Below are 20,953 nucleotides of genomic sequence, written 5' to 3'. Positions count from 1 at the left end.
GGACCACGGCGCCTCTCCCCTAAGGGAGAGCCGGAGGGGCCCGGGAGTGCGAGCCGTCCGGCCCGGACCGCCCTTCAGCCCATGAGTCCGGCCTGGTGCGCCAGCAGCGCCACCTGCACCCGGCTGCCACACCCCGTCTTCCCCAGGATCGAGCCGACGTGGGTCTTGACCGTCCCCACCCCGATGCCCAGCCGGGTGCCGATCTCCAGGTTCGACAGCCCCTCGCCCAGCATCACCAGCACCTCCCGCTCCCGGTCCGTCAGCCCCACCACCCGGCGGTCGGGGACGCGGGGCGCGCCGCCGCTGAGCATCCGCCGGACGACGGTCCCGGTGACACCGGGCGAGAGCACCGCGTCCCCCGCGGCGGCCGCCCGTACCGCGCGGATCAGCTCCTGCGGTCCCTCGTCCTTGAGCAGGAAGCCGGTGGCGCCCGCCCGCAACGCCCGCAGGACGTTCTCCTCGTCGCCGAAGGTGGTGAGCATGACCACCTGCGGCGCGGGGTCCAGGGCGGCGAGCGGTTCGACGGCGGCGAGCCCGTCGAGTACGGGCATGCGGACGTCGAGGAGCACCACATCGGGCCGGGCCTCGGCGGCGAGCCGGACGGCCTCGGCACCGTTGGGCGCCTCCCCCACCACCTCGATGCCCTCGGCGTGCCGGAGGATGAGCCGGACGCCGTGCCGGACCATCTCCTCGTCGTCGGCGAGCAGCACCCGGATCGGGGAACCCGGCCCGGGGACCGCGGAGTTGGCGTGGTCAGTCATGCGTCGTGCTCCCACTATGAGGTTCGGTCACCATCGGAACGGTGAAGCGGTCGATCGCGATCAGGGTGTCGGACCGGAAGCAGTAGCGGACGATGGGCAGCCGGCCGCCCTCGGGGCGCTCGCTCGCGTACGGATACAGGCACTCGGTGGCGGCACGTGGCCGTGGCGGTTCGTGCCCCTCGGCGGCCGCGCGCGAGGACTCGTCGTCCGGTGGCACGGCCTTCTTCACCTGCTCCTTCGTCATTCCCACCCGGGGTTGTTCGGGGCTCTCGTGCGCGAGGTCATACCGTGAACGGTCCACCAGCAGGACCCCGAACAGCACCATCACACCCACCCCGGTCAGGCCGAGCAGCCCGATGACGGCACCGGCGACGCGCCGCTGGAGGGCGGAGAGCCGGCCGGCGGGCTCGTCGGCGACCGCCGGAGCGTCGGCGTCCGCTCGCACGTCCGCGGTCTCGGCGCCGGGCCCGGGGTCGGCGGGGAGGTCGGCGGCGACCGCGAAGCCGCCACCGGGCGTCCGCGCGGCCTCCAGTTCTCCGCCGAGCAGGGCCACCCGCTCCCGCAGCCCGGCCAGCCCGCGTCCGGAGCCGAGCCCCGTCGGGGCGGCGGGCCGGGTGGGCGGCACGCCGTTGCGCACCCGCACCGTCACCCGCTCGCCGGTGTGGCGTACGGCAACGGTCACATGCGCCCCGGCCGCGTACCGGTGCACATTGGTGAGCGCCTCGCGCACCACCCGGTGCACCGCCCGCCGCACCCGGGCCGGCCGGGCGTCGAGGTCCGCCCCCTCCCAGCACAGCTCGACGGGAATGCCGCCCCTGCGCGACTCCTCGACCAGCGCCTCGATGTCCGCGCGGGTGCCCGTCGCGTCGGTCAGCGCGCCGGTGCCGGTATCGCTCTCCAGCGGGCCGAGGACCCCGAGCGCCTCCCGCAGCTCCTGCATCGCGTCCCGGGTGGCCCGGCGCACCACGGCTGCCTCGTCCCGCAGTTCGGGCGCCGCCTTCTCCAGTGCCATCTCCAGCCCGCCCGCGTGCAGGGAGACCAGGCTCAGCCGGTGCCCGACCAGATCGTGCATCTCCGCGGCGATCCGCGACCGCTCGCGCATCCGGGACTCGCTCTCCGCCAGCCGCCGCGCCTCCTCGGCGGCGGCCGCCCGCTCCCGCAGCGCCCGCAGCAGCCGGCCCTGCTGACCGGCAGCGGTACCCACCAGCCCCGGCACCACGACCGTGCTGACGGCGAGCACCGCCCCCAGCGCCAGGCCGAACGGGCTGCTGCCCACCCCCAGCGCGGGCGCGCACACCGCGTCGATCAGCATCGTCAGAGCGGCCGCCCCGAGCAGCACCCCGACCCGCTGCCGAGACGTCCTCAGCTGCCGGGTCGCGGTGTAGGAGGCCACCGCGGTCAGCAGTGCCACCGAGGGCACCGCCCCCATCAGCGCCGCCAGCCCGACCACACAGGCCGCCGGAAAACGGCGCCGCATCAGCACCAGAACAATGCCGAGAACCGCCAGGCCCGCGGCCTCCCCCACCAGCCGGTCCTCGACCGCCGACTCCGCCTCGTGGACGAACAGCACCAGCGCCGCGGCCGTGACCGCCTCGACCGCCGCCCGCCACACCAGCCACCGCCCCTGCTCCCCCGGCCCCGCGAAGAGGCTTCGGGAGACGGCGGGCTCGGTCGCGGGCGGGGCACTGGAGGACATGACGACGATTATCGAGGGCTCCGCACGGGGCTTCCCTGCTTCTTGAGGGTGAGCCGCCTCTGCCCAAAGGCAGAGGCCGTGGGAAGGCAGAAACAGGTACGGGCACGGCGAAGGCCGGAGGGCGCCCCGGCGCGCCGGGCGGGTGCAGGCTGTGACCTGTTCCTCTCGCTGGGTTGCCGCTCTGGGCCGCCGGGCCGACACCTGCGCACACTGGAGGTATGCGCGGGATGACCGTCGGCGAGACGGCGGAGCGCGCGGATCTGCTCGCCGCGGCCGCCGTCGAAGCCGTCGAAGGAACCGGCGCGTACGCGGGCAGCGTCTTTCTCCGCTCCCGCGACCGCCGGTCGATCGTGCTCGCCGCGGCGTACGGGGCGCCGCCCTCCCTGCTGGGTGGCTGGCGCCTCATCCCGGTGAGCAGCCCCATCCCGCTCGCCACGGCGTACCGCTCCGGGCGCACCGTCCACCTGGCCAACGCCGAGGAGACCATGCGCCGCTATCCGCAGCTCGCGGTGGCACTGCCGTACGCCTTCGGCTCCTGCTCCGTGCCGGTGGGCGCGGCCGGGGAGACCTTCGGCGCGCTGGCGGTCGTCTGGGCGGCGACCCCCGGCAGCGAAGGGCTGTCCCGGGCCCGGCGCCGCCACGTACGGACCGTCGCCGGCCGGCTCGGGAGTGCGCTGGCCGCGCTCCGCGCCCGTACCGGCGATCCGGTGGAATGCGCCCCGGAGACGGTGCCCCTCGAGATCCCGGCGCCCTCCGCCACGGCCGTACGGGTCGGCCTGTTCGGCTGGGACCTCGGCTCCGGCACCTTCCGCGGGGACGACGAGCTCTGCGCGATCTTCGGTCTCGACCCCCGTGCCTTCGACGGTCAGGCCACCTCGCTGGCCGCCTGCCTGCACCCCGGCGATCTCGCCGCCTTCCTGTCCGCGGCCCGGGAGGCAGCCGCCAGGGGCCGCCGGATCACCGCGCGGCGCCTGCGCGTACGGGAGCGCGGGGGCGACGGCGAGGGCTACCGCACGGTCGAGCTGTGGGCCCGCGTCCTGGAGGCCGGCGACGGGCCGGCCCGCCGCCAGCTGGTGGGCGCGGTCGTCGACAGCCGGGCCGGCAGCGCGGCCGTCGCCGCGGTCGAACGGCTGCGGGACGGACTGTTCTCCCTCGCCCCCGACGGGCGGGTCACCTACGCCAACCACACCGCCCTGCGGCAGCTGGACGTGTCCGGCGACGAGCTGCTGGGGCAGGTGCTGTGGGACGCGCTGCCCTGGCTGGCCGATCCCGACGTCGAGTCCCGGCACCGGTCCGCGATGATCTCGCAGGCGCCGGCCTCCTTCCTCGCCTGCCAGGCGCCCGACCACTGGCTCGCCTTCTCGCTCCATCCGGAAGCGGACGGTGTGACCGGCCGGGTGGTGCCCCTCGGCCAGCCCCCCTCGACGTCGGCACCACCCGCCTCCGCGGCCGAACCGGCCACCGCCGCCACCCCGACGCGGCTGGGAGTGATGCACCACGTCCTCCAGCTCGGCAGCGCGCTCACCGAGGCGGTCACCACCCGCCAGGTCTGCGAAGTCGTCTCCGACCAGCTCCTTCCCGCCTTCGGAGGCCAGCAGCTGGCCATCTACGTGGTCCGCAACGGAACGATGCACCGCCTTTTCCACACCGGGCGCCACGAAGACTTCCTCGACGGGCTGGAGGGCGCACCGCTGCACGCCCGGCTGCCCGGTACGGAAGCCCTGACCGCGGGCGCTCCGCTCTTCATCGAATCGCGGCAGGAGCTCACCCGGAACTACCCGGGCGCCCCCACCGGCGAGGTGAACTCCTGGGCGTATCTGCCGCTGATCGCCTCCAGCCACCCGGTCGGCACCTGCGTGCTCGGCTTCGACAGCAACCACCGGTTCACCGAGAAGGACCGGGGCGTGCTCACCGCCCTCGCCGGGCTGATCGCCCAGGCTCTGGAACGCGCGAAGCTCTACGACTCGGAGTTCGCCATTGCCCGCGGCCTCCAGCAGGCGCTGCTGCCGCACCGGCTGCCCGTGATTCCCGGCATCCGCACCGTCGCGCGCTATCTGCCCGGCACCAGCGGGATGGACATCGGCGGCGACTGGTACGACGCCATCCCCACCGGTAAGGGGGTCGCGCTCATCATCGGCGACGTACAGGGGCACAGCATCGCCGCCGCGGCCACCATGGCCCAACTCCGCAGCGCCGTACGGGCGTTCACGGCCGTGAGCCATACGCCCGGCGAGGTGATGGCGGGCGTCAACCGCACCCTTTTCGACCTCGACCCCGGGCTGCTGGCCAGCTGCTGCTACCTCCAGGTGGCCGCCGACACCCACCACGCCCACGCCGTCACCGCCGGCCACCCCCCGCCGCTGCTCCGCCGCCCCGACGGGACGACCGAGGTCCTCGACCTCGGCATCGGCCCGCTCCTCGGGGTGGAGCGCACCAGCGCCTATCCCACCACTCCGGTCGACCTGCCGCCGGGATCCGTCCTCGCCCTGTACACGGACGGCCTGGTCGAGGAGCCCGGGGCCGATATCGACGTGGGGATCGACCGCCTCCGCTCCTCCCTGGCACATGCCCGCGCGGACTCCCTGGACGAACTTGCCGACCGGCTGCTGCACAACGCCCGGCGCTCCTCGTACCGGGCCGACGACATCGCCCTGCTGCTCACCGAGTACGGTCCCGGGGCGCCGGGCCGGGACGGCGCCCCGGGGGGCGGCCCCAAGGGCGCGCCCTAAAGCTGCCGGAGGTGATCGCGGAGGGTGCGGGCGACGTGCGCCATGACGGCGTCGGCATCGGGTTGGGTGCCGGCCGGGACGAGTGACTCGGTGAGGACGGCGACGGCGAAGGTCTGGCCGTCGGAGTGCTCGACCACACCGACTTCGTGGCGGAGGTTGAGGAGGGTGCCCGTCTTGGAGGACCAGATGGAGGCGTCCGAGCTGAAGTCCGGGGCGATGCGCTGCCGCAGCAGATTGTCCGCCATGAGGCCGCGGACGCGGCCGGCCACCTCCGAAGGGATCTCCGACGGTGTCCACAGTGCCTGGAGGAGTTCGACGTACGAGCGCGCGCTGCCGGAGTTCGCGCGGGTCACATCGAGCTGCGGCACCCGGTGGCCGCGGCCGCTGGTACCGGCCTCGATGGCCAGCGCGTAGGCGAGATGGGCCTCCGCGGCATCGAAGCGTTCCACGGGGGTCTCGCTCAGCTCGCGCGTGGTGTGCCGGACGGAGATGCCCTGAAGCCCGAACTCCCGCATGATCTGGGCTACTTGAGCAGGCGGAGTGAGGGCGAACAGCGCGTCCGCGGCCGTCCCGTCGCTCACACAGGTGCTGAGGTAGAGCAGGTCATCGATCGCGATCCGGACCGGATGACGGAAACGGCTCAGCCCGGTCGGACCGGGCGTGGTGATCCGCCCGGGTTCCACCGTGAGCATCGTCGATCCGTCGAGCTCGCCCCGCCGGATGCGTTCCAGTGTGGCCAGCGCCAGCGGGATCTTCACCAGGGAGGCGGCGGGCAGCTGGGTGTCCGGCTCGATGCCCAGCTCCTGTCCCGTATGCAGGTCCCGGACGAGAAAGCAGCCGTGCAGGCCGCCGTCGCGCAGCCGCTGACGCATCTCGCGCAGCAGTGCCTCGGTGCTCATGTCACCACCGCCCCGGGCGTCTCCACGGTCTCGTCGGCGCCCTCGTCGGCGCCGAGGCAGCGGGCGATGTCGTCCCCCAGACGCGCACGGATATGGTCCGGGTGGCCGGCCACGGCGGTGGCCAGGGCGAACCCCCGGGTGAGTGCGATCTCGCCGACGGGACGCCAGTGCAGGGCGAGTTCCCGGGCCTGTGCGGGCGAGCAGAGCAGCACATCGCGTGAGCACAGCACCTCCGCCGCGGCGGTCGTGTGGTCGGCCGCGACGACGAGCTGGGCGGGCCGCAGCCCGACGGCATCGCGCAGCCGCGTCAACGGGTCACGGATATGCGGCACATCGTCCTCCGGCTGGATCCAGATACGGCGGGGCTCGCCGAACGCGGCGCGCCCCATGCGCAGCGTCTCGACATAGAGACGCTTCCCTCCCGGATCCTGCGCGCCGGCGAGCCCGAGCGGCACCGACCAGGTCGCCTCGTCCCGCGGGACCGCGAGCAGGGCGGCACGCACCTGCTGTGAGTGCAGCAGCTCGGCCCGCTCCGCCGGTGCCGCGGCGCGGAGATCGAGGGTGACGCCGTGCCCTCGTGCGTCGGCGATGAGGCGGGCGAGACCGGCGGTGGAGCAGATGTCGGGCACCGCGAGCCGCCACGGCTTGAGCTTGGCCGTCTCCGCCTCGTGTTGCAGCACATCGGCCGCGAGCACCAGCTGTCTGGCGGCCGGCAGCATGTCCCGGCCGAAGGGCGTGAGCACGGCCCGCCGCGCCGTTCGCTCGAAAAGCCGCTCACCGAAGCGTTCCTCAAGGGCGGCGACACGACGGCTGGCCACCGACTGCGACATCCGCGCGGCGGCCGCTCCGACGGTGAAACTGCCGCGCTCGCTCACGCTGACAAACGCACGACACGCTCCCACCAGATCCACGAGCTGCACCCTATGCGATTTCGGCATGGAAACCCTCATGAGCGCATTGGACTGCATAGATGCCGGAACGCCAGGCTGATCACGGCAATCGAGGCCCGGGAACAGGGCCGCCACCCATCACTCTGCCCGTACGCCTCGCGCGCCCGGGATTCCCAAAGGATCTGACATGCCCCACACCCGAGCCCGGCGCCTGGTCATCGGCGCGCTCGCCGCCCTCACCCTCGTCCCGCTCACCGCCTGCGGCGCCCCGGCCGCCTCCTCCCCCACCACGAAGGCAGCAGACACGGACGCGGCACCGAAGTCATCCGCCCAGGCATTCAAGGACCTTGAGCGAAAATTCGATGCCCGGCTCGGCGTCTACGCGATCAACACCGGCACGGGCCGCGAGATCACCTACCACCAGGACGAACGCTTCGCCCACGCCTCCACCTTCAAGGCCCTGGCCGCCGGCGCAGTGCTGCAAAAGTACTCACTGCCCGGCATGGACAAGGTGATCACCTACTCCCGCGACGACCTGGTCCCCCACTCCCCCGTCTCCGAGAAACACGTCGACACCGGGATGACCCTGCGCGCCCTGTGTGATGCCGCCGTCCGCTACAGCGACAACACCGCCGCCAATCTGCTGTTCGACTCGATCGGCGGCCCCAAGGGACTCGACGCCGTACTGGAGAAGCTGGGCGACCACACCACCCGGATGGTCCGCCACGAGCCGGAACTCAACGACTGGTCCCCGAACGACACCAGGGACACGACCACACCCCGGGCCTTCGCCAAGGACCTGCGCTCCTTCGTCCTCGGGGACACCCTGCCCCGGCGCGAACGCGCACAGCTCGCCAAGTGGCTCCGGACCAACACCACCGGAGCGAAGCTCATCAAGGCCGGTATGCCCAAAACCTGGCTCGTCGGCGACAAGACCGGCGCCGGCAGCACCTACGGCACCCGCAACGACATCGCCGTGGTCTGGCCACCCCACGCCGCCCCCATCGTCGTAGCGATCCTGTCGAACCGCACCCAGAAGGACGCGAAGTATGACGACGCGCTGATCGCGCAGGCGGCATCGGTGGTGGCGGAGAGGGTGTCGTAGGGAGGGGCATGGCCGCGGCCGACGAGAGGAGGCCGCCGAGGCCGGCTGGCTGCGCGCTTCGACTGCCCGCTGGCGCGGCCCGCCGGCGCTGCCTGCGTCGGCGGATGGCCGGCCGCCGTGGCGGTCGGCCGGCCATCCCGGTCAGGTCTGAACTTACGCGTCCCGGTCCGCTTCCTGAGCGGCCCGCTCCAGTCGGCTGCGATACTTCTCCCACCAGGCCGAATCGCTTGACGCCATGCTGTCGTTGCCCTCGTTCATCCCCACGGCGCCGTCCATGAGTTCCCGGAGGATGTCGGCATGACCGGCGTGCCGGTGCGTATCGGCAATCACCCGCACCACAGCATGATGCAACGTCACCTCGTCCTTGCCGCTGGGCCACCACGGCACCGTGCCGATCGTGTCCAGTGCCAGCGCGTCGATCGTCGCGTCCGCGTGCGCCCACGCCCGGCGGTAGAGCTCGACGATGTACGCGCGTGACTCGTCGGCGGTGACCCACATATCGGCGTTGGTCTCGGCAGCATCTTCGAGCCAGGGCAGCGGCTCACCGGACGGCCGTCCGAAGGTGTCGCCGAGGTAACCCAGCTCCACACTGGCCACGTGTTTCACCAGTCCCAGGAGATTGGTGCCGGTCGGCGTCAGCGGGCGGCGAATGTCGTACTCCGAGAGCCCGTCGAGCTTCCACAGCAGGGCATCGCGGGCGGACTGAAGGTAGAAGCGAAGGTCAGCTTTGGGATCCGATGGGGTCATGCGGCCAGTCTGCCGCTCGTGCGATCCCTCTCCACCTCTCGCGGCGGAATCAGCTCGCTGGACGCGACCGACGAACTACCCGCGCCGGCCGGCGTCAGCCGCGCTCCGCCCGCCCGTAGACCTGCTTCGCGACATCCCCGAGCACCGGGCCGAACATGTGCGTGCCGTCCGTCATTCCATCGCCGCCGAGGCGCCGGCACTCCGTCCCGTCGGTGCGCCCTCTCATCGCTCGAGTTATCCACAGGAGGGATCCTCCGGAACCACGCCGGGCGCAACCCCCCCTACCGTCGGTGACATGCACGGAGGACTGCCGTTCATCGGCATCAGCACCATCGTCTACGGCGTGATCGGACTGCTCACCGTCGTAGTCAGCGCGATCCGTAAGACAGGGGGAGAACGACATGCACACCATCACCGTCATCGTGCCCGCACACAACGAGGAGGAGGGACTGCCGGCCACGCTGGAGTCCCTCGCATCTCAAACCGTCCCGCCTGACCGGGTCTTGGTAGTGGACGACGCATCCACGGACCGCACGGGTGAGGTGGCAGCCTCACATGGGGTGACCGTCCTGCGGCCGCCACACAATCTCGGCAGCAAGGCCAAGGCGCAGAACTACGCCCTGCCGCAATGCACCACCGACCTCGTACTGGCCGTGGACGCCGACACCGTCCTCGCGCCGGACTACATCGAGACCGTCCTGCCGGTCTTCGACGACCCCGGCGTCTCGGTCGCCGCAGGCACCGTCCGCACCCGCCACACCCGCACACTCTGGGAACGCGGGCGCTCCACCGAATATCTCTTCGGCTTCCATTGGCACCGCCCCATCCAGGCCCGCGCCAACAGCCCCATGGTCTGCTCGGGTTGCTGCTCCGTCTTCCGACGCGACGACCTGATTGCCTTCGGCGGCTTCCCGGAACGAACCATCGTCGAGGACATGGACTACACGTGGTCCCAGCAGATCGCGGGCAGACGCGCGGTCTACGTCTCCGACGCCGTCGCCCTGGCCGCCGACCCGGAAGACCTCACCTACCTCCGCAAACAGGTCTGGCGCTGGATGGCGGGCTTCTGTCAGAACGTCCGGCTCCACCTCGGGCGGCTGATCCTGCACAAACCCCTACTGGCGGTCTGGGTGCTGCTCGCCCTCCTGGAGATCCTCACCGCACCCCTGTGGTGGGCGACGCCCTTCCTCCTCACCGCAACAACCGACCAGCCACCCGCTCTGGCCTTCGCGTGGTGGGCCGGCGCCGAACTTCTCCTGACAACACCGCCACTCCTCTACGCCGCCCACCGCCGCAAACTCCCTTTCTTCACCGTCCTGTTGAACATCCCCTGCGTCTACGCGACCAAGGCCGTCAACCTCGTCTACGCCTGGAAGGCCCTCATCGTGGAACTGCTGCTGGTGCCTCTCCATCTGGCACGGGGACTCACGGTGTACGAGAAGGGCCGGGCCGACACAGCGCCGGTACGGACGGCGCTCGCAGGCGGCTGACACCGGCCGCGACGTTGATGGGCGTACGGAGTGTCCCCACCCGCCATCAGGTGGTGGCGGGAGGGGGGGCGACTCTCCGTAGAGCCGCGCGGGCCGATCGAGGAACGGAACCTTAGCTGGGAGGCATCGAGCCCCAGGACGGAGCTCGGTGCTCGGCGGAGGTGATCGGAGCGGAGGTGACACGTCCTGGCACGAAGTCCGGGCCCGCTCGACATCGGGGACTTGGTGGCGTCCCGAGGGGCTGGCTGCCTGCGCCGGAGTCACACGCCGCTCGCGGGAAGGCGGGCGTGCGGCCCCGAGGAATAGGAGGTTGGTTGTCGACGGGTCAGTCACCGGACGTCATGGCAGGTTGCTTCGGATACTTCGGACAGGTCGCGATCACGCACGCCGCCGACTGCGGGCGGCTGCCGGGAATCACCGTCGGCCGTGGTGCTGCGCGGGAGCTTGACCGCGGCCATAGCGCCGGTTGCGGCGACGGCCGCCAGGGTCAGGAGGGTGGGGCCCATCGCGGAGAGGAAGGCTTCGGCGGTCCAGTGTGGTGCGCCGGGTGAGTGGTCGCCCGTGGTGGCGGGGGCCGTGAGAGTCACCAGCACGGTGGCGGTGGCTACGCCCAGGGTCGGGCCGATGTTCATCGCGGTTTGCTGGAGGCCGCCCGCTACTCCGGCGTGAGCCGTGGGCACGTGGCGCACGATGACGGCCGTCGCCGTGACCATTACCGTGCCGAAGCCGGCGCCCAGTAGGAGGAAGCCCGCGCCGATGGCCGGTGCCGTCGAGTTCCGGTCGAGTTGGGACAGCGCGAGGATGCCGAGGGTGAGGAGAGTCATCGCCGTCACGGTCGTCCGGCGGGGGCCGTACCGGCGCTGTAGTACGGCCGAGGCCGGGGCGCTCAGCACCATCAGCACGGCCAGGGGCAGCACGCGCAGACCGCTCTCCAGCGGGTCCAGCGCGAGGACGTCCTGAAGGAAGTAGGTGCTGACGAACAGCGTGCCGAACAGGGCCGCTGACGCGGAGAGGAGGACGGCAAGGGCCGAGGCAATGGTGGTCGAACCGACCACGGAGAGGGGGACCAGCGGGCTCGCGGTGCGGCGCTCGTGCCGGATGAAGGCACCGCAGGCGAACGCGGCCGCAACTCCGCCCAGTGCGGTGACCACCGTCCAACCGGTTTCCGGAAGGGCGACGAGGGTGTGCACGAGACTCACCAGGGCCAGCGCGAGGAGACAGGCACCGGGTAGGTCGAGGCCACCTGCGGGGCGGGCGCCGCCAGTGGTGGTGGGGCCGGCGGCGGTGGGACCGGCGCCGCCGGCGGATGCCTCCCCGGGCGCGAAAGAGGAGGCGGAGGCGGAGGGAGGGATGGGGGCGGGGGCGGGGGCGGGGGCGGGGGCAAGAGCAGCCCTCCGAACAACCAACGCCAACCCCCCCATCAGACACGCCGGCACCACATTGAGGAAGAAGACCGCCCGCCATCCCCAATGCGCGACCAGCGCGCCGCCGAGAACCGGTCCGGCGGCGGCCGCCAGCCCGATGGCGCTGGTGCGCAGGGCGAGGGGCATGCCGAGTCGGTCGGGGGGATAGGTGGCGCGGAGCATGCCCAGGGTGGCGGGTTGCAGGAGGGCGCCGAAGATGCCCTGGGCCACCCGTAGTGCGATCACCCAGCCGACGCCGGGGGCCAGGCCGATGGCCGCCGAGGTGGCGCCGAAGCCCAGGATCCCGAGGGCGAAGAGCTGTTGGTGGCCGTAGCGGTCACCGAGCCGGCCGGCGAAGACCAGCAGGCTCGCCACGGCGATGAGATAGCCGGTGCTGGTCCACTGGACCTGCCCGAATGAGGCGTGCAGATCCCGTTGGAGGGCGGGTTGCGCCACGGTGAGTACGGTGCCGTCCAGGGCGACGATCACGGCCCCGGTGACACTGCCGGTGAGGACGAGGCGTTGCAGGCGTCGGGTGGTCATCGGCCGGCCGGCCCGAGGTGCGCGTCCAGGGCGGCCCGGAGCAGCGGCTCGACCTCGTCGGCTCCCGTGGCGAGTTGCAGGCTCCCCCACCTCCAGAGCTGGGCGATGCCGTGCAGATTGCTCCACAGGGCGCCCGCGACGACCGGCGGGGGCAGAACGGACTGCGGCCGTGCCCGGGAGACGAGGTCGACGAGTGTCCGGAAGAGCGGCAGGCTGGTTTCCCGGAGGCCGAGATGGTTGCTCTCCAGCAGGTCATGACGGAACATCAGCTCGAACATGCCGCGGTGGGTCAGCGCGAAGTCGAGGTAGCCGCGCCCCAGGGCCATGAGCTGGGCGCGGGGATCCGTCCGGTGGCCGTCGATGTGCGTCGCGACCTGGTCGGCCAGATCGGCGAAGCCCTGGCGGGCGATGGCGGACAGCAGGGACAGATGGGTGGGGAAGTGGCGCCGCGGGGCCCCGTGGGAGACCCCGGCCCGGCGGGCGATCTCCCGCAACGACAGGGCCTGCACGCCCTTTTCGGTCAGCAGATCGATGCCGGCCTGCACCAAACGGGCGCGCAGGCCCGCCGCGTCTTGATCACTCATAGACACTGTCTACCGCATGGCAGTAGACAGTGTCTACGCCGGAGGTCGCTTCGGCGGCCGCGGAGGGGCGTTGGAACCGTCCGAACGCAGCGCGGCGGAGCGCACAACGGCGCCGGCCGCCGCGCCCCGTGGGGGCGAGCGCGGCGGCCGGCGTGTGGAAGCTGAGGGAGTCAGGTGATTACTTGACGACCTTCAGCAGCTTGTTGGGCGTGCCCTCGCTCGGGTTCGTGATCTTGTCGGGCGTGGCGCCGTCGGTCAGGGCCTTCTCCACGTCGGCCGGCTTGGCGTCCTTGTGACCGGCCAGGTAGACCGCGGCGGCACCGACGACATGCGGGGTCGCCATGGACGTGCCGGAGATCGTCTTGGTGGCGTCGTCGCCGGTGTTCCAGTCCGAGGTGATGTCGGAGCCGGGGGCGTAAAGGTCGACCACCTTGCCGAAGTTGGAGAAGTCGGACTGCTCGTCGTCCTTGGTGCTGGAGGCCACGGTGATGGCTTCCTTCACCCGCGACGGGGAGCCCTGGCCCGCGTCGGAGGACTCGTTGCCCGCCGCGACGGCGAAGGTGACACCGGCGTCGATGGCCTTCTTCACGGCCGCGTCGAGTGCCTCGTCCGCGCCGCCACCCAGCGACATGTTGGCGACCGAGGGACCCTTGTGGTTCTTGGTGACCCAGTCGATGCCCGCGACGACCTGCTCGGTGGTGCCGGAGCCCTCACCGTCCAGGACCTTGACGCCAACGATCTTGGCCTTCTTGGCGACGCCGTGCTCGGTACCGCCGATGGTGCCCGCGACGTGCGTGCCGTGGCCGTTGTCGTCCTCGGCCTTGTCGCTGCCGTCGATGGCGTTGAAGCCGCACGACGCCCGGCCGCCGAAGTCCTTGTGCTTGATGTGGACGCCGGTGTCGATGACGTAGGCGGTGACGCCCTCACCCGCGCTGTCGGGGTAGTTGTACTTCTTGTCGCCCTTGGTGTCCGCCTGGTCGATGCGGTCCAGGCCCCACGACGGCGGGTTGGCCTGGGCGCCGTCGATGTGGAACTTCTTGTTCTGGACAACCTTGTCGACGGCCGGGTCGGCGGCGAGCTGCTTGGCCTCTTCGGTGCTCAGACCGGTCGCCGAGAAGCCGTCGATGGCGGAGGAGTACTTCCGCTTGACCTCGCCGCCGTACTTGTCGGCCAGGTCACCGCTCTCCGCGGTACGGATGCCCTTCTTCATCATGACGATGTAGCTGCCGTTCACGGCGCCCTTCGCCTCGGCTCCGTAGATCTTGCCTTCGGCGGCCGGGGACGCGCCCGCGGTGACCGCGGTGACGGCGGCGATACCAGTGGCGGCAACAGCGGCGGATATCGCCGTGACAAGCCGCTTCTTGCTGGAACGCTTGTGAGCCATTGCGAGGATTCTCCTCGTTCGTGGTGTGGGGGGAAAGCGTTGCGCAATAGCCCGAACAGACCGGAAGATCTGCGTCGGGCTGGCTCGAAACCCTGTCTGATTGATGAGTTCAATTCAAGGCCAGCTGGAGCGTGTGAGATAAGCAACAAGGGCACTGAAATGGGAAATGTTTCAGAAGTGGTCAAAGTGGCCCAGGAGTTGAACCGGAGGGACTCAACTCCGTTTACGTTCACGCAATAGAAGGTGGCGGGGCAGTGAACGGCGAGCCGGGGCGGTGGGCGATGCCGGTGACGCACGCCCCGGTGGGTGCGAGATGCAGGTCACCCAATGCGGAGTGAAGCAAGGGCAGTTGGCGCCGTACCGGCAGCTCCGGTGAGCCGCCGACAGCGGACTCGGGACCGTGCGCAGATAAAGGCCCCGCGCACACTTCGGCACCCTTCGGCACCAAAGGACTTCGCGCGCACTTCAGCGTCGATGAGCCTCCGTGTGCGCTTCAGCGCTGATAGCGGGCCAGCACCGGATTGCCGTCCTCGACCAGCCGCTTTCGCAGGGTGTCGAGGCCGATGGCACCGCTGTAGTACTCCTGGAGGCCCGGGGTGGCGATCTTGTCCTTCCATTCCGGATATCCGCGGACGGACTGGGCCGGGGCGGAACGCAGCGAGTCCGCCAGTGCGGTGCCGGTCGCCCAGTCGTATCTGGCGACCCGTAGGGCCGGATCCTTCAGCGCCTCCTGCCCCGTCGGCAGCAGCCAGTCGCCCAGGGCGAGCCGGACCATGTTCGGCGGGCTGAGGAAGAAGTCGATGAAGGCCATCGCCTCCTCCTTGTACGGGCAGTCCTCGGCGATCGACAGGGTCTGCGGGCTCACGCCCTGGTCCAGGGCGGTGCCCTTGGGGGCGGGCAGCACCGTCCAGTCGAAGCCCCTGGGCGCCTGCTGGGCGATCTGCTGACGGTAGGAGAAGCCGAGCGGCACCATCGCGTAGCGCCCGGCGAAGAAGCCGGGAAGGGTGTCGGAGCCGCCCATGCCCAGCGTCGTACGGGAGGCACTGCGGTCGACGTTGACCTGGTCATGGATGGTGCGCGGCACCCTCTGGTCGACGGCGTCGAAGCGCACCTCCACCTTGCCGTCGCGGCGGCGGTGGAAGATCTGGCCGCCCGTGGACAGGGCGAGGTTGAGGGTGGCGGAGACGGGTTCCTTCAGCGGCCAGGCGACGCCGTAGGTGCTGCCGCGGGTCAGCCGCTGGGCCGCCTCCTCGAACTCCTGCCAGGTCCAGGGGTGTTCGGGGGTGGGGATACGGACGCCGGAGCGGTGCAGCTCGGCGCGGTTGGCGATCAGCACCCGCGGTTCCTGGAGAAACGGGACGCCGTGGATGCGGCCGTCGAAGGTGCCGGTCTCCCAGCTCCGCTGCGGGATGTCGCGTTTGAGGCGCGGCGGGAGGAGGGCCGTCAGGTCGGCGAGGTCGCCGCCGTAGGCGAAGTCCGCGAGGTCGTCGGAGGCGTCGTGGATGATGTCCGGGGCCTCGCCGCCCTCGAAGGAGGTCAGCAGCTGGTCATGGACGGTGGGCCAGGCACCCTGGACGTACTGCACCCGGATGTCGGGGTGTTGCCGGTTCCATTCGGCGACCAGCTGTTTGTTGGCCTTGAGTGAGTCCTGCTGCCAGGCCAGCGACTGGAAGCGCAGGGTGATCCGCCCACCGGCCGGCCGCCGGCGACCGTCGGAACAGCCCGGCAGCAGAGCCGCGGCCGGGAGCGCGGCCGCCGCGGCGAGCAGGCCCCGCCGGGTGACACGGCGGCCGGGCGCAGGGTCGTGACGCATCAGCTCTTCACCGCCCCGGCGAGCATCCCGCCGGTGATCCGCCGCTGGATGACGGCGAAGAGCAGCAGGCTCGGGAGGGTGGCGAGGAGCGCGGCGGCGGCGAGCGGGCCGAGGTCGGCGACGCCCTCGGCCCCGAGGAAGTGGGTCAGCACGACCGGCAGTGTCTGTTTCTCCGGGGACTTGAGCAGGACCAGGGCGAAGAAGAACTCGTTCCAGGCGGTGATGAAGGCGAACAGCGCGGTGGCGACGATGCCGGGCGCGAGCAGCGGAGCGGTGACCGAGACCAGCGTACGGAGCCGGCCGGCGCCGTCCATCGCCGCCGCCTCCTCCAACTCCCGTGGTACGGACCGGACATAGCCGGTCAGCATCCAGAGGGCGAAGGGCAGCGACCACACCACATAGACCATGATCAAACCGATCCGGGAGTCCACCAGATGGAGCCCCTTCAGGATCAGGAACAGCGGGATGATCACCAGTACCAGCGGGAAGGCCTGGCTGATCACGACCCAGCCGGTGGCCGCCCGCGAGAGGCGGTTGCGGACCCGGGCCAGGACATACGCCATCGGGGTCGCCAGCAGGATGGCCAGCAGGGCGGAGACCGCCGCGGCCAGCAGGCTGTTGCCCGCGGCCGCCGCCAGCGGCTGCTGCGCGAAGGCCTGCCGGAAGTTGTCGAGGGTCGGCGCCTCGGGGATCCAGGTGGGGTGCAGGCCGGCCAGTTCCCGCGGGGGCTTGAAGGCGGTGGAGAGCAGCCAGAGGAACGGGAAGGCCAGGAAGGCGAGATAGCCGAGGAGGGCGGCGTACTGGCCGGTGCGGGTGGCGGTTCGGCGGGGAGCGAGGTGGGTGCCCTTACGGCGTGGGGTGCGGACGTTTCCCGCGTCCGGCGGGCCGCCCCCGCGGCGGCTGCCGTCGGCCCGTTCGGTGGCGTTCACCGGTCGTCGTCCCCCTTCAGTCGGCCGACCAGATAGAGGGCCAGCAGGACCGAGATCACCGCGACCATCGCCAGGCCCATCGTGGCGGCGTAGCCGAACTGCCCGTAGCGGAAGGCCTCTTCGTAGGCGAAGAGCATCGGCAGGCGGGTCCGGCCGCCGGGGCCGCCGTCGGTCAGGACGAAGACCAGGGCGAAGGAATTGAAATTCCAGATGAAGTTGAGCGCGGTGACGGCGAGGGCGATGGGCCGGAGCGCGGGCCAGGTGACGGTGCGGAAACGGCGCCAGGCGCCCGCGCCGTCCATGGAGGCGGCCTCGTGCAGTTCGCGGGGGACGTTCTGGAGACCGGCCAGCAACGTGACGGTGGTCTGTGGCATTCCGGCCCAGACGCCGACGACGATGACCGCGGGCAGCGCGGTGGCCAGCCCGCTCAGCCAGTCCCGGCCGTCGCCGGCTCCGGACAGGCCCAGGTCGCGCAGGGTCTCGTTCAGGATGCCGGCGTCCGGGTGGTAGACCAGCCGCCACATGATGCCGACGACGACCTCGGGCATCGCCCACGGGATGATCGCGAGCGCCCGGGCCAGCCAGCGCAGCCGCAGATCGAGGTGGAGCAGCAGGGCCAGGCCGAGGGCGAGGAGGAACTGCGGGACGGTGACGCCGAAGGCCCATATCAGGCCGATCCGGAACGAGTCCCAGAACAGCGAGTCCTGGAACAGATCGGAGAAGTTCAGCAGCCCCACGAAGCGGGTGGCCTGGGTCCGGCCCGACTGGGCGTCGGTGAACGCCAGCCCGATGCCGTACAGCAGCGGCCCCACGCTCAGCACCAGGATCGGCAGCAGCGCGGGCAGCACGAGGAACCAGGCACCCAGGTCGCGCCGGGGCCGGGCGGCGCGGTCCGCGGCCGGTGCGGTGGGCCGCCGGGGTGCGGTCGCCAGGGTCATGGGAGCGGCTCCGCACGACGCGGTCCGGACGGTCTGCCCCCGTATGCCCCCGCCGTTGGCACTGCTGCCATCGCTCCCCCTCTTCCCCGTCGGCCGTTCCCGGCCGCCGTCATCGTCGTGACGGCCGGCACCCCCGTCAAGGTCCCCGGCCGATTCCGGCGCGGAACCCCCCGCACCGGATGCCTTCCGGCCGGGGCCGCGGCTCCTACCTGCGACACTGGTCGCGTCCATGCACCAGGAGGCATCCCGATGACCGAACCGAGCCCCGCCCCCTTCACGGAGGAGCGCGCCCGGGACGTGCTGGCCGCGGCCGGGCACCCCGAGGCGGCCGCCGACGCCGCACTGCTCTCGCTCGGCGAGAACGCCGTCTTCGCCCTCGGCGACCACGGACCGGTCGTACGGGTGGGCCGCAGCGCCGAACTCCTGGAGCGCGCCGAGCGGGAGCTGGGCGTGGCGCAGTGGCTGGCCGCCGAGGGCGTGCCGGCCGTACGGGCCGCGGAGCCCGTGGCGACGCTGGCGGACGGACATCCCGTGACCTACTGGCAGCGGCTGCCGGAGGCCGTCCGCCCGGCCGGTCCGGACGATCTCGCCGCGCTGCTGAAGCTCGTGCACGCGCTGCCGGAGCCGCCGTTCGCGCTCCCCCGCCGCGAACTGCTCGGCGGTGTCGAGCGCTGGCTGCGGCTGGCCGGCGACGCCGTGTCGGCCTCGGACGCGGAGTATCTGCGCGGGCGGCGGGACGCTTTCGCGGCCGCCGCCACGGCCCTGGAACCGCATCTGCCCCGCGGCCCCATCCACGGCGACGCGCTGGCCCGCAATATTCATGTCGGGCCCGACGGCCCGGTGCTGGTCGACCTGGAAACGTTCTCCTCCGATCTGCGGGAACACGACTTGGTCGTGATGGCGCTCAGCCGGGACCGCTACGGCCTGACCGCCGACGCCTACGACACTTTTGTGTCCGTCTACGGCTGGGATGTCCGGGACTGGGAGGGCTGCGCCGTGTTGCGCGGGTCGCGGGAGACGGCGAGCTGCGCCTGGGTGTCCCAGCACGCGCCCGGAAACCCGGCGGCACACAAGGAGTTCCTGCGCCGGATCGCCTCACTGCGCGACAAGGACGCGACGGTGCGGTGGTATCCCTTCTGAGCGGGGCGGCCTGACGGGCCCGGCCCTTGCGGCCCGGGCGGGCGGCTCTCGCTCAGGCGCCGGCCTGGTACGGGATCAGCGGCCAGGCCGGCTCGACTATCGCCCGGGGGTCACCGGAGCGCCGCAAATACGCCTGGAACGAGGCGGCTTGTTCGGCGGCCGCCTGTTCCTGGAGGGTGTGCAGCGCACGGGGTGACGGGAGGGCGACGGCCGGGTACTTCTCCCCGATGCGCCGGGCGACGCCGGCCGCGGCCGCCGCGTCGGCGCCCGCTTCGTGTGCGCCGTCGAGCCGGACGCCGTAATGGCCGCAGAGTGCCTGGAGGGCACGCTTCCCCTTGCGGTAGCGGTCCACATGCTTGTCCAGGACGAGGGGGTCGATGACCGGTGCGGGGGCGTGCCCCAGGCGTTCGGTCAGGGTCCGCAGGCCGTGGCGGCGGCACTCGCGGTCCAGCAGCGAGAGGTCATAGCGCGCATTCATCACCACCAGCGGGATCTCCGCGCGCAAGGCATCGGCCAGCGCCTCGGTGATCTCCTCTATGGCGGTCGTCGGCGGACGCCCGTGCTCTTGGACATATGCGGTGGAAATGCCGTGAATGGCCGCTGCCTCGTCGGGAATCGGCACACCTGGATCGAGCAGCCAGGTCAGCTTGGCGGCCGGCCGGCCGTCCCCCTCCAGCCGGAGCAGGGCCGCGGTGACGATGCGGTCCTGTTCGACGTCGGTGCCTGTGGTCTCCAGATCGAAGCTGACCAGCAGCCCCTGATGCCAACTCATGCCGAAACCTCACTTCGCCCGGCCTCGCACTCGCGCGGCGCGCACCCCTCCATGACGAACCCCCGGCCCTCGGCCGGGGGAATCCCCGTGCTGCACCCGCTCATGCGGCCTCCTTCGGTGGTACTTCCCCCGTTGTTCGCCCACTCTCGCACGCACCACTGACAATCGGCCGACGGCCTGTCGCGGCAGGGGCCCCACCCGTCCCCCGCACCTCCAGGGCGTGTCCGCAAAGCCCCGTCGTCCGCCCGGAGGGCGGGACATTGCGGACACGCCCTAGGCTGACCGCCATGGACCTACGGCTGGCAGGACACGCGGCGCTGGTGACGGGCAGCAGTGCGGGCATCGGCGCCACGATCGCCGAGACGCTGGCGGACGAGGGGTGTGACGTCCTCGTCCACGGGCGGAACGCGGGGGCCGCGGCGGCCGTCGCCGAGCAGGTCGCGGCCCGTGGCGTGCGGGCCGAAGTGGTGCTCGGCGATCTGACGGAACCGGGCATCGCCGAGCAGGTCGCCCTCACCGCACGGGACTTCGGTGCCCACATCCTGGTCAACAATGCCGGTCCGTTCGCCGAGCACGACTGGGAGAGCTCCCGGCCGTCCGACTGGCGGGCCGCCTTCGAGGGGAATGTGCTGCCGACCGTGCGGGTCAGCCAGACGCTGCTGCCGTCGCTGCGCGCCCACGGCTGGGGCCGGGTGATCACCATCGGCAGCCGGGCGGTACGGACACCACTGCCCCACATGGTGACGTACTCCGCCGCCAAGGCCGCCGTGGTGAACATGACCACCAGCCTGGCCCGGCACCTCGCCGGGACCGGGGTCACCGCGAACTGTGTGAGCCCGGGGGTGATCGTCACGCCCTCCATGTACCGGATGTTCGAGGAACGGTCCGCCGAGGACGACGGCCGCCGGGGTGAACCCGAGGGCGGACCGGACGAGGCGGACCTCGTCGCGGAGTATGCGCCGAATCCGAGCGGACGGCTGGGGCGCCCGTCGGACATCGCGGCCGCGGTCGCCTACCTGGCGAGCCCGCTCGCGGACTATGTCAACGGGATCGAGCTGCGGGTCGACGGGGGGATCACGGGGACGCCGTAGTTCTCACCGGCCGCCCCTCTTCCCCACCCGGCGGCCGGT

The 20,953-nt window shown here is 71.6% G+C and carries 18 protein-coding genes; 5 read left to right on the top strand and 13 right to left on the bottom strand.

Annotation, left to right across the window (positions count from 1 at the left end; translation table 11 throughout):
- Positions 1-74: 74 nt before the first annotated feature.
- Positions 75-761, bottom strand: a complete 687-nt coding sequence (locus CP981_RS30010) for a response regulator (RefSeq protein WP_085923802.1) — start codon at positions 759-761, stop codon at positions 75-77.
- A complete protein-coding gene (locus CP981_RS30005) occupies positions 754-2,457 on the bottom strand; it encodes a sensor histidine kinase (protein WP_085923801.1) in 1,704 nt (567 codons plus the stop codon). Before CP981_RS30005 ends, CP981_RS30010 begins: the two co-directional genes overlap by 8 nt.
- Before the next feature lie 218 nt (positions 2,458-2,675).
- Here CP981_RS30005 and CP981_RS30000 point away from each other — a divergent pair, with 218 nt between their 5' ends.
- Positions 2,676-5,186 (top strand): SpoIIE family protein phosphatase, encoded by a 2,511-nt coding sequence (locus CP981_RS30000; RefSeq protein ID WP_244329842.1) that lies wholly within the window; start codon positions 2,676-2,678, stop codon positions 5,184-5,186.
- Here the strand turns inward: CP981_RS30000 and CP981_RS29995 are convergent.
- Both CP981_RS29995 and CP981_RS29990 read right to left on the bottom strand, forming a co-directional pair.
- Positions 5,183-6,085, bottom strand: coding sequence for a serine hydrolase (locus tag CP981_RS29995; protein WP_085923799.1), 903 nt, complete (start codon positions 6,083-6,085; stop codon positions 5,183-5,185). The genes CP981_RS30000 and CP981_RS29995 overlap by 4 nt on opposite strands.
- The gene (locus CP981_RS29990) at positions 6,082-7,023 is read right to left on the bottom strand and encodes a LysR family transcriptional regulator (RefSeq protein ID WP_244329841.1); all 942 of its coding nucleotides are present in this window, start codon (positions 7,021-7,023) and stop codon (positions 6,082-6,084) included. Before CP981_RS29990 ends, CP981_RS29995 begins: the two co-directional genes overlap by 4 nt.
- A 139-nt stretch (positions 7,024-7,162) precedes the next feature.
- Between CP981_RS29990 and bla the strand changes: the two genes are divergently transcribed.
- Positions 7,163-8,080 (top strand): class A beta-lactamase, encoded by a 918-nt coding sequence (bla, locus tag CP981_RS29985; protein ID WP_085923797.1) that lies wholly within the window; start codon positions 7,163-7,165, stop codon positions 8,078-8,080.
- Between the two features lie 153 nt (positions 8,081-8,233).
- On the opposite strand, the gene CP981_RS29980 is transcribed toward bla, so the two are convergent.
- Both CP981_RS29980 and CP981_RS39270 read right to left on the bottom strand, forming a co-directional pair.
- Positions 8,234-8,827: a DinB family protein gene (locus CP981_RS29980; RefSeq protein ID WP_085923796.1), complete on the bottom strand. Its 594-nt coding sequence runs from the start codon at positions 8,825-8,827 to the stop codon at positions 8,234-8,236.
- Between the two features lie 94 nt (positions 8,828-8,921).
- Complete coding sequence (locus CP981_RS39270; RefSeq protein ID WP_280117042.1) at positions 8,922-9,053, bottom strand: hypothetical protein; 132 nt, start codon at positions 9,051-9,053, stop codon at positions 8,922-8,924.
- A 175-nt stretch (positions 9,054-9,228) separates the two neighbouring features.
- On the opposite strand from CP981_RS39270, the gene CP981_RS29975 reads away from it, so the two are divergent.
- Positions 9,229-10,317 (top strand): glycosyltransferase family 2 protein, encoded by a 1,089-nt coding sequence (locus CP981_RS29975; protein WP_085923795.1) that lies wholly within the window; start codon positions 9,229-9,231, stop codon positions 10,315-10,317.
- Positions 10,318-10,646: 329 nt separating this feature from the next.
- Here the strand turns inward: CP981_RS29975 and CP981_RS29970 are convergent, their stop codons facing one another.
- From CP981_RS29970 to CP981_RS29945, 6 genes are all read right to left on the bottom strand, one after another.
- On the bottom strand, positions 10,647-12,263 hold the full coding sequence (locus tag CP981_RS29970) for an MFS transporter (RefSeq protein ID WP_150522375.1): 1,617 nt from the start codon (positions 12,261-12,263) through the stop codon (positions 10,647-10,649).
- Positions 12,260-12,847 (bottom strand): TetR/AcrR family transcriptional regulator, encoded by a 588-nt coding sequence (locus tag CP981_RS29965; RefSeq protein WP_085927112.1) that lies wholly within the window; start codon positions 12,845-12,847, stop codon positions 12,260-12,262. Before CP981_RS29965 ends, CP981_RS29970 begins: the two co-directional genes overlap by 4 nt.
- A gap of 178 nt (positions 12,848-13,025) precedes the next feature.
- Positions 13,026-14,231 carry a S8 family peptidase gene (locus tag CP981_RS29960; protein ID WP_085927113.1) on the bottom strand — a complete coding sequence of 402 codons (1,206 nt, stop codon included), beginning with the start codon at positions 14,229-14,231 and terminating at the stop codon, positions 13,026-13,028.
- 493 nt (positions 14,232-14,724) lie between these two features.
- Positions 14,725-16,044: an ABC transporter substrate-binding protein gene (locus CP981_RS29955; protein WP_107429576.1), complete on the bottom strand. Its 1,320-nt coding sequence runs from the start codon at positions 16,042-16,044 to the stop codon at positions 14,725-14,727.
- Positions 16,044-16,814 carry a carbohydrate ABC transporter permease gene (locus tag CP981_RS29950; RefSeq protein ID WP_085927147.1) on the bottom strand — a complete coding sequence of 257 codons (771 nt, stop codon included), beginning with the start codon at positions 16,812-16,814 and terminating at the stop codon, positions 16,044-16,046. Before CP981_RS29950 ends, CP981_RS29955 begins: the two co-directional genes overlap by 1 nt.
- A gap of 155 nt (positions 16,815-16,969) precedes the next feature.
- The gene (locus tag CP981_RS29945; RefSeq protein ID WP_085927114.1) at positions 16,970-17,911 is read right to left on the bottom strand and encodes a carbohydrate ABC transporter permease; all 942 of its coding nucleotides are present in this window, start codon (positions 17,909-17,911) and stop codon (positions 16,970-16,972) included.
- A 249-nt stretch (positions 17,912-18,160) separates the two neighbouring features.
- Here CP981_RS29945 and CP981_RS29940 point away from each other — a divergent pair, with 249 nt between their 5' ends.
- The gene (locus CP981_RS29940) at positions 18,161-19,051 is read left to right on the top strand and encodes an aminoglycoside phosphotransferase family protein (RefSeq protein ID WP_085927115.1); all 891 of its coding nucleotides are present in this window, start codon (positions 18,161-18,163) and stop codon (positions 19,049-19,051) included.
- Between the two features lie 52 nt (positions 19,052-19,103).
- Here the strand turns inward: CP981_RS29940 and CP981_RS29935 are convergent, their stop codons facing one another.
- A complete protein-coding gene (locus CP981_RS29935; RefSeq protein WP_085927116.1) occupies positions 19,104-19,823 on the bottom strand; it encodes an exonuclease domain-containing protein in 720 nt (239 codons plus the stop codon).
- Between the two features lie 287 nt (positions 19,824-20,110).
- On the opposite strand from CP981_RS29935, the gene CP981_RS29930 reads away from it, so the two are divergent.
- Entirely contained in the window at positions 20,111-20,914 is an 804-nt protein-coding gene (locus CP981_RS29930) for an SDR family NAD(P)-dependent oxidoreductase (RefSeq protein WP_085927117.1), read from the top strand.
- Positions 20,915-20,953: the final 39 nt, after the last annotated feature.

The sequence above is a fragment of the Streptomyces platensis genome (assembly GCF_008704855.1).
In the GTDB taxonomy this organism is placed as follows: Bacteria; Actinomycetota; Actinomycetes; order Streptomycetales; family Streptomycetaceae; genus Streptomyces; species Streptomyces platensis.
Note: the sequence above shows the minus strand (reverse complement) of the source record. Positions and strands in the feature narration are given on the sequence as shown.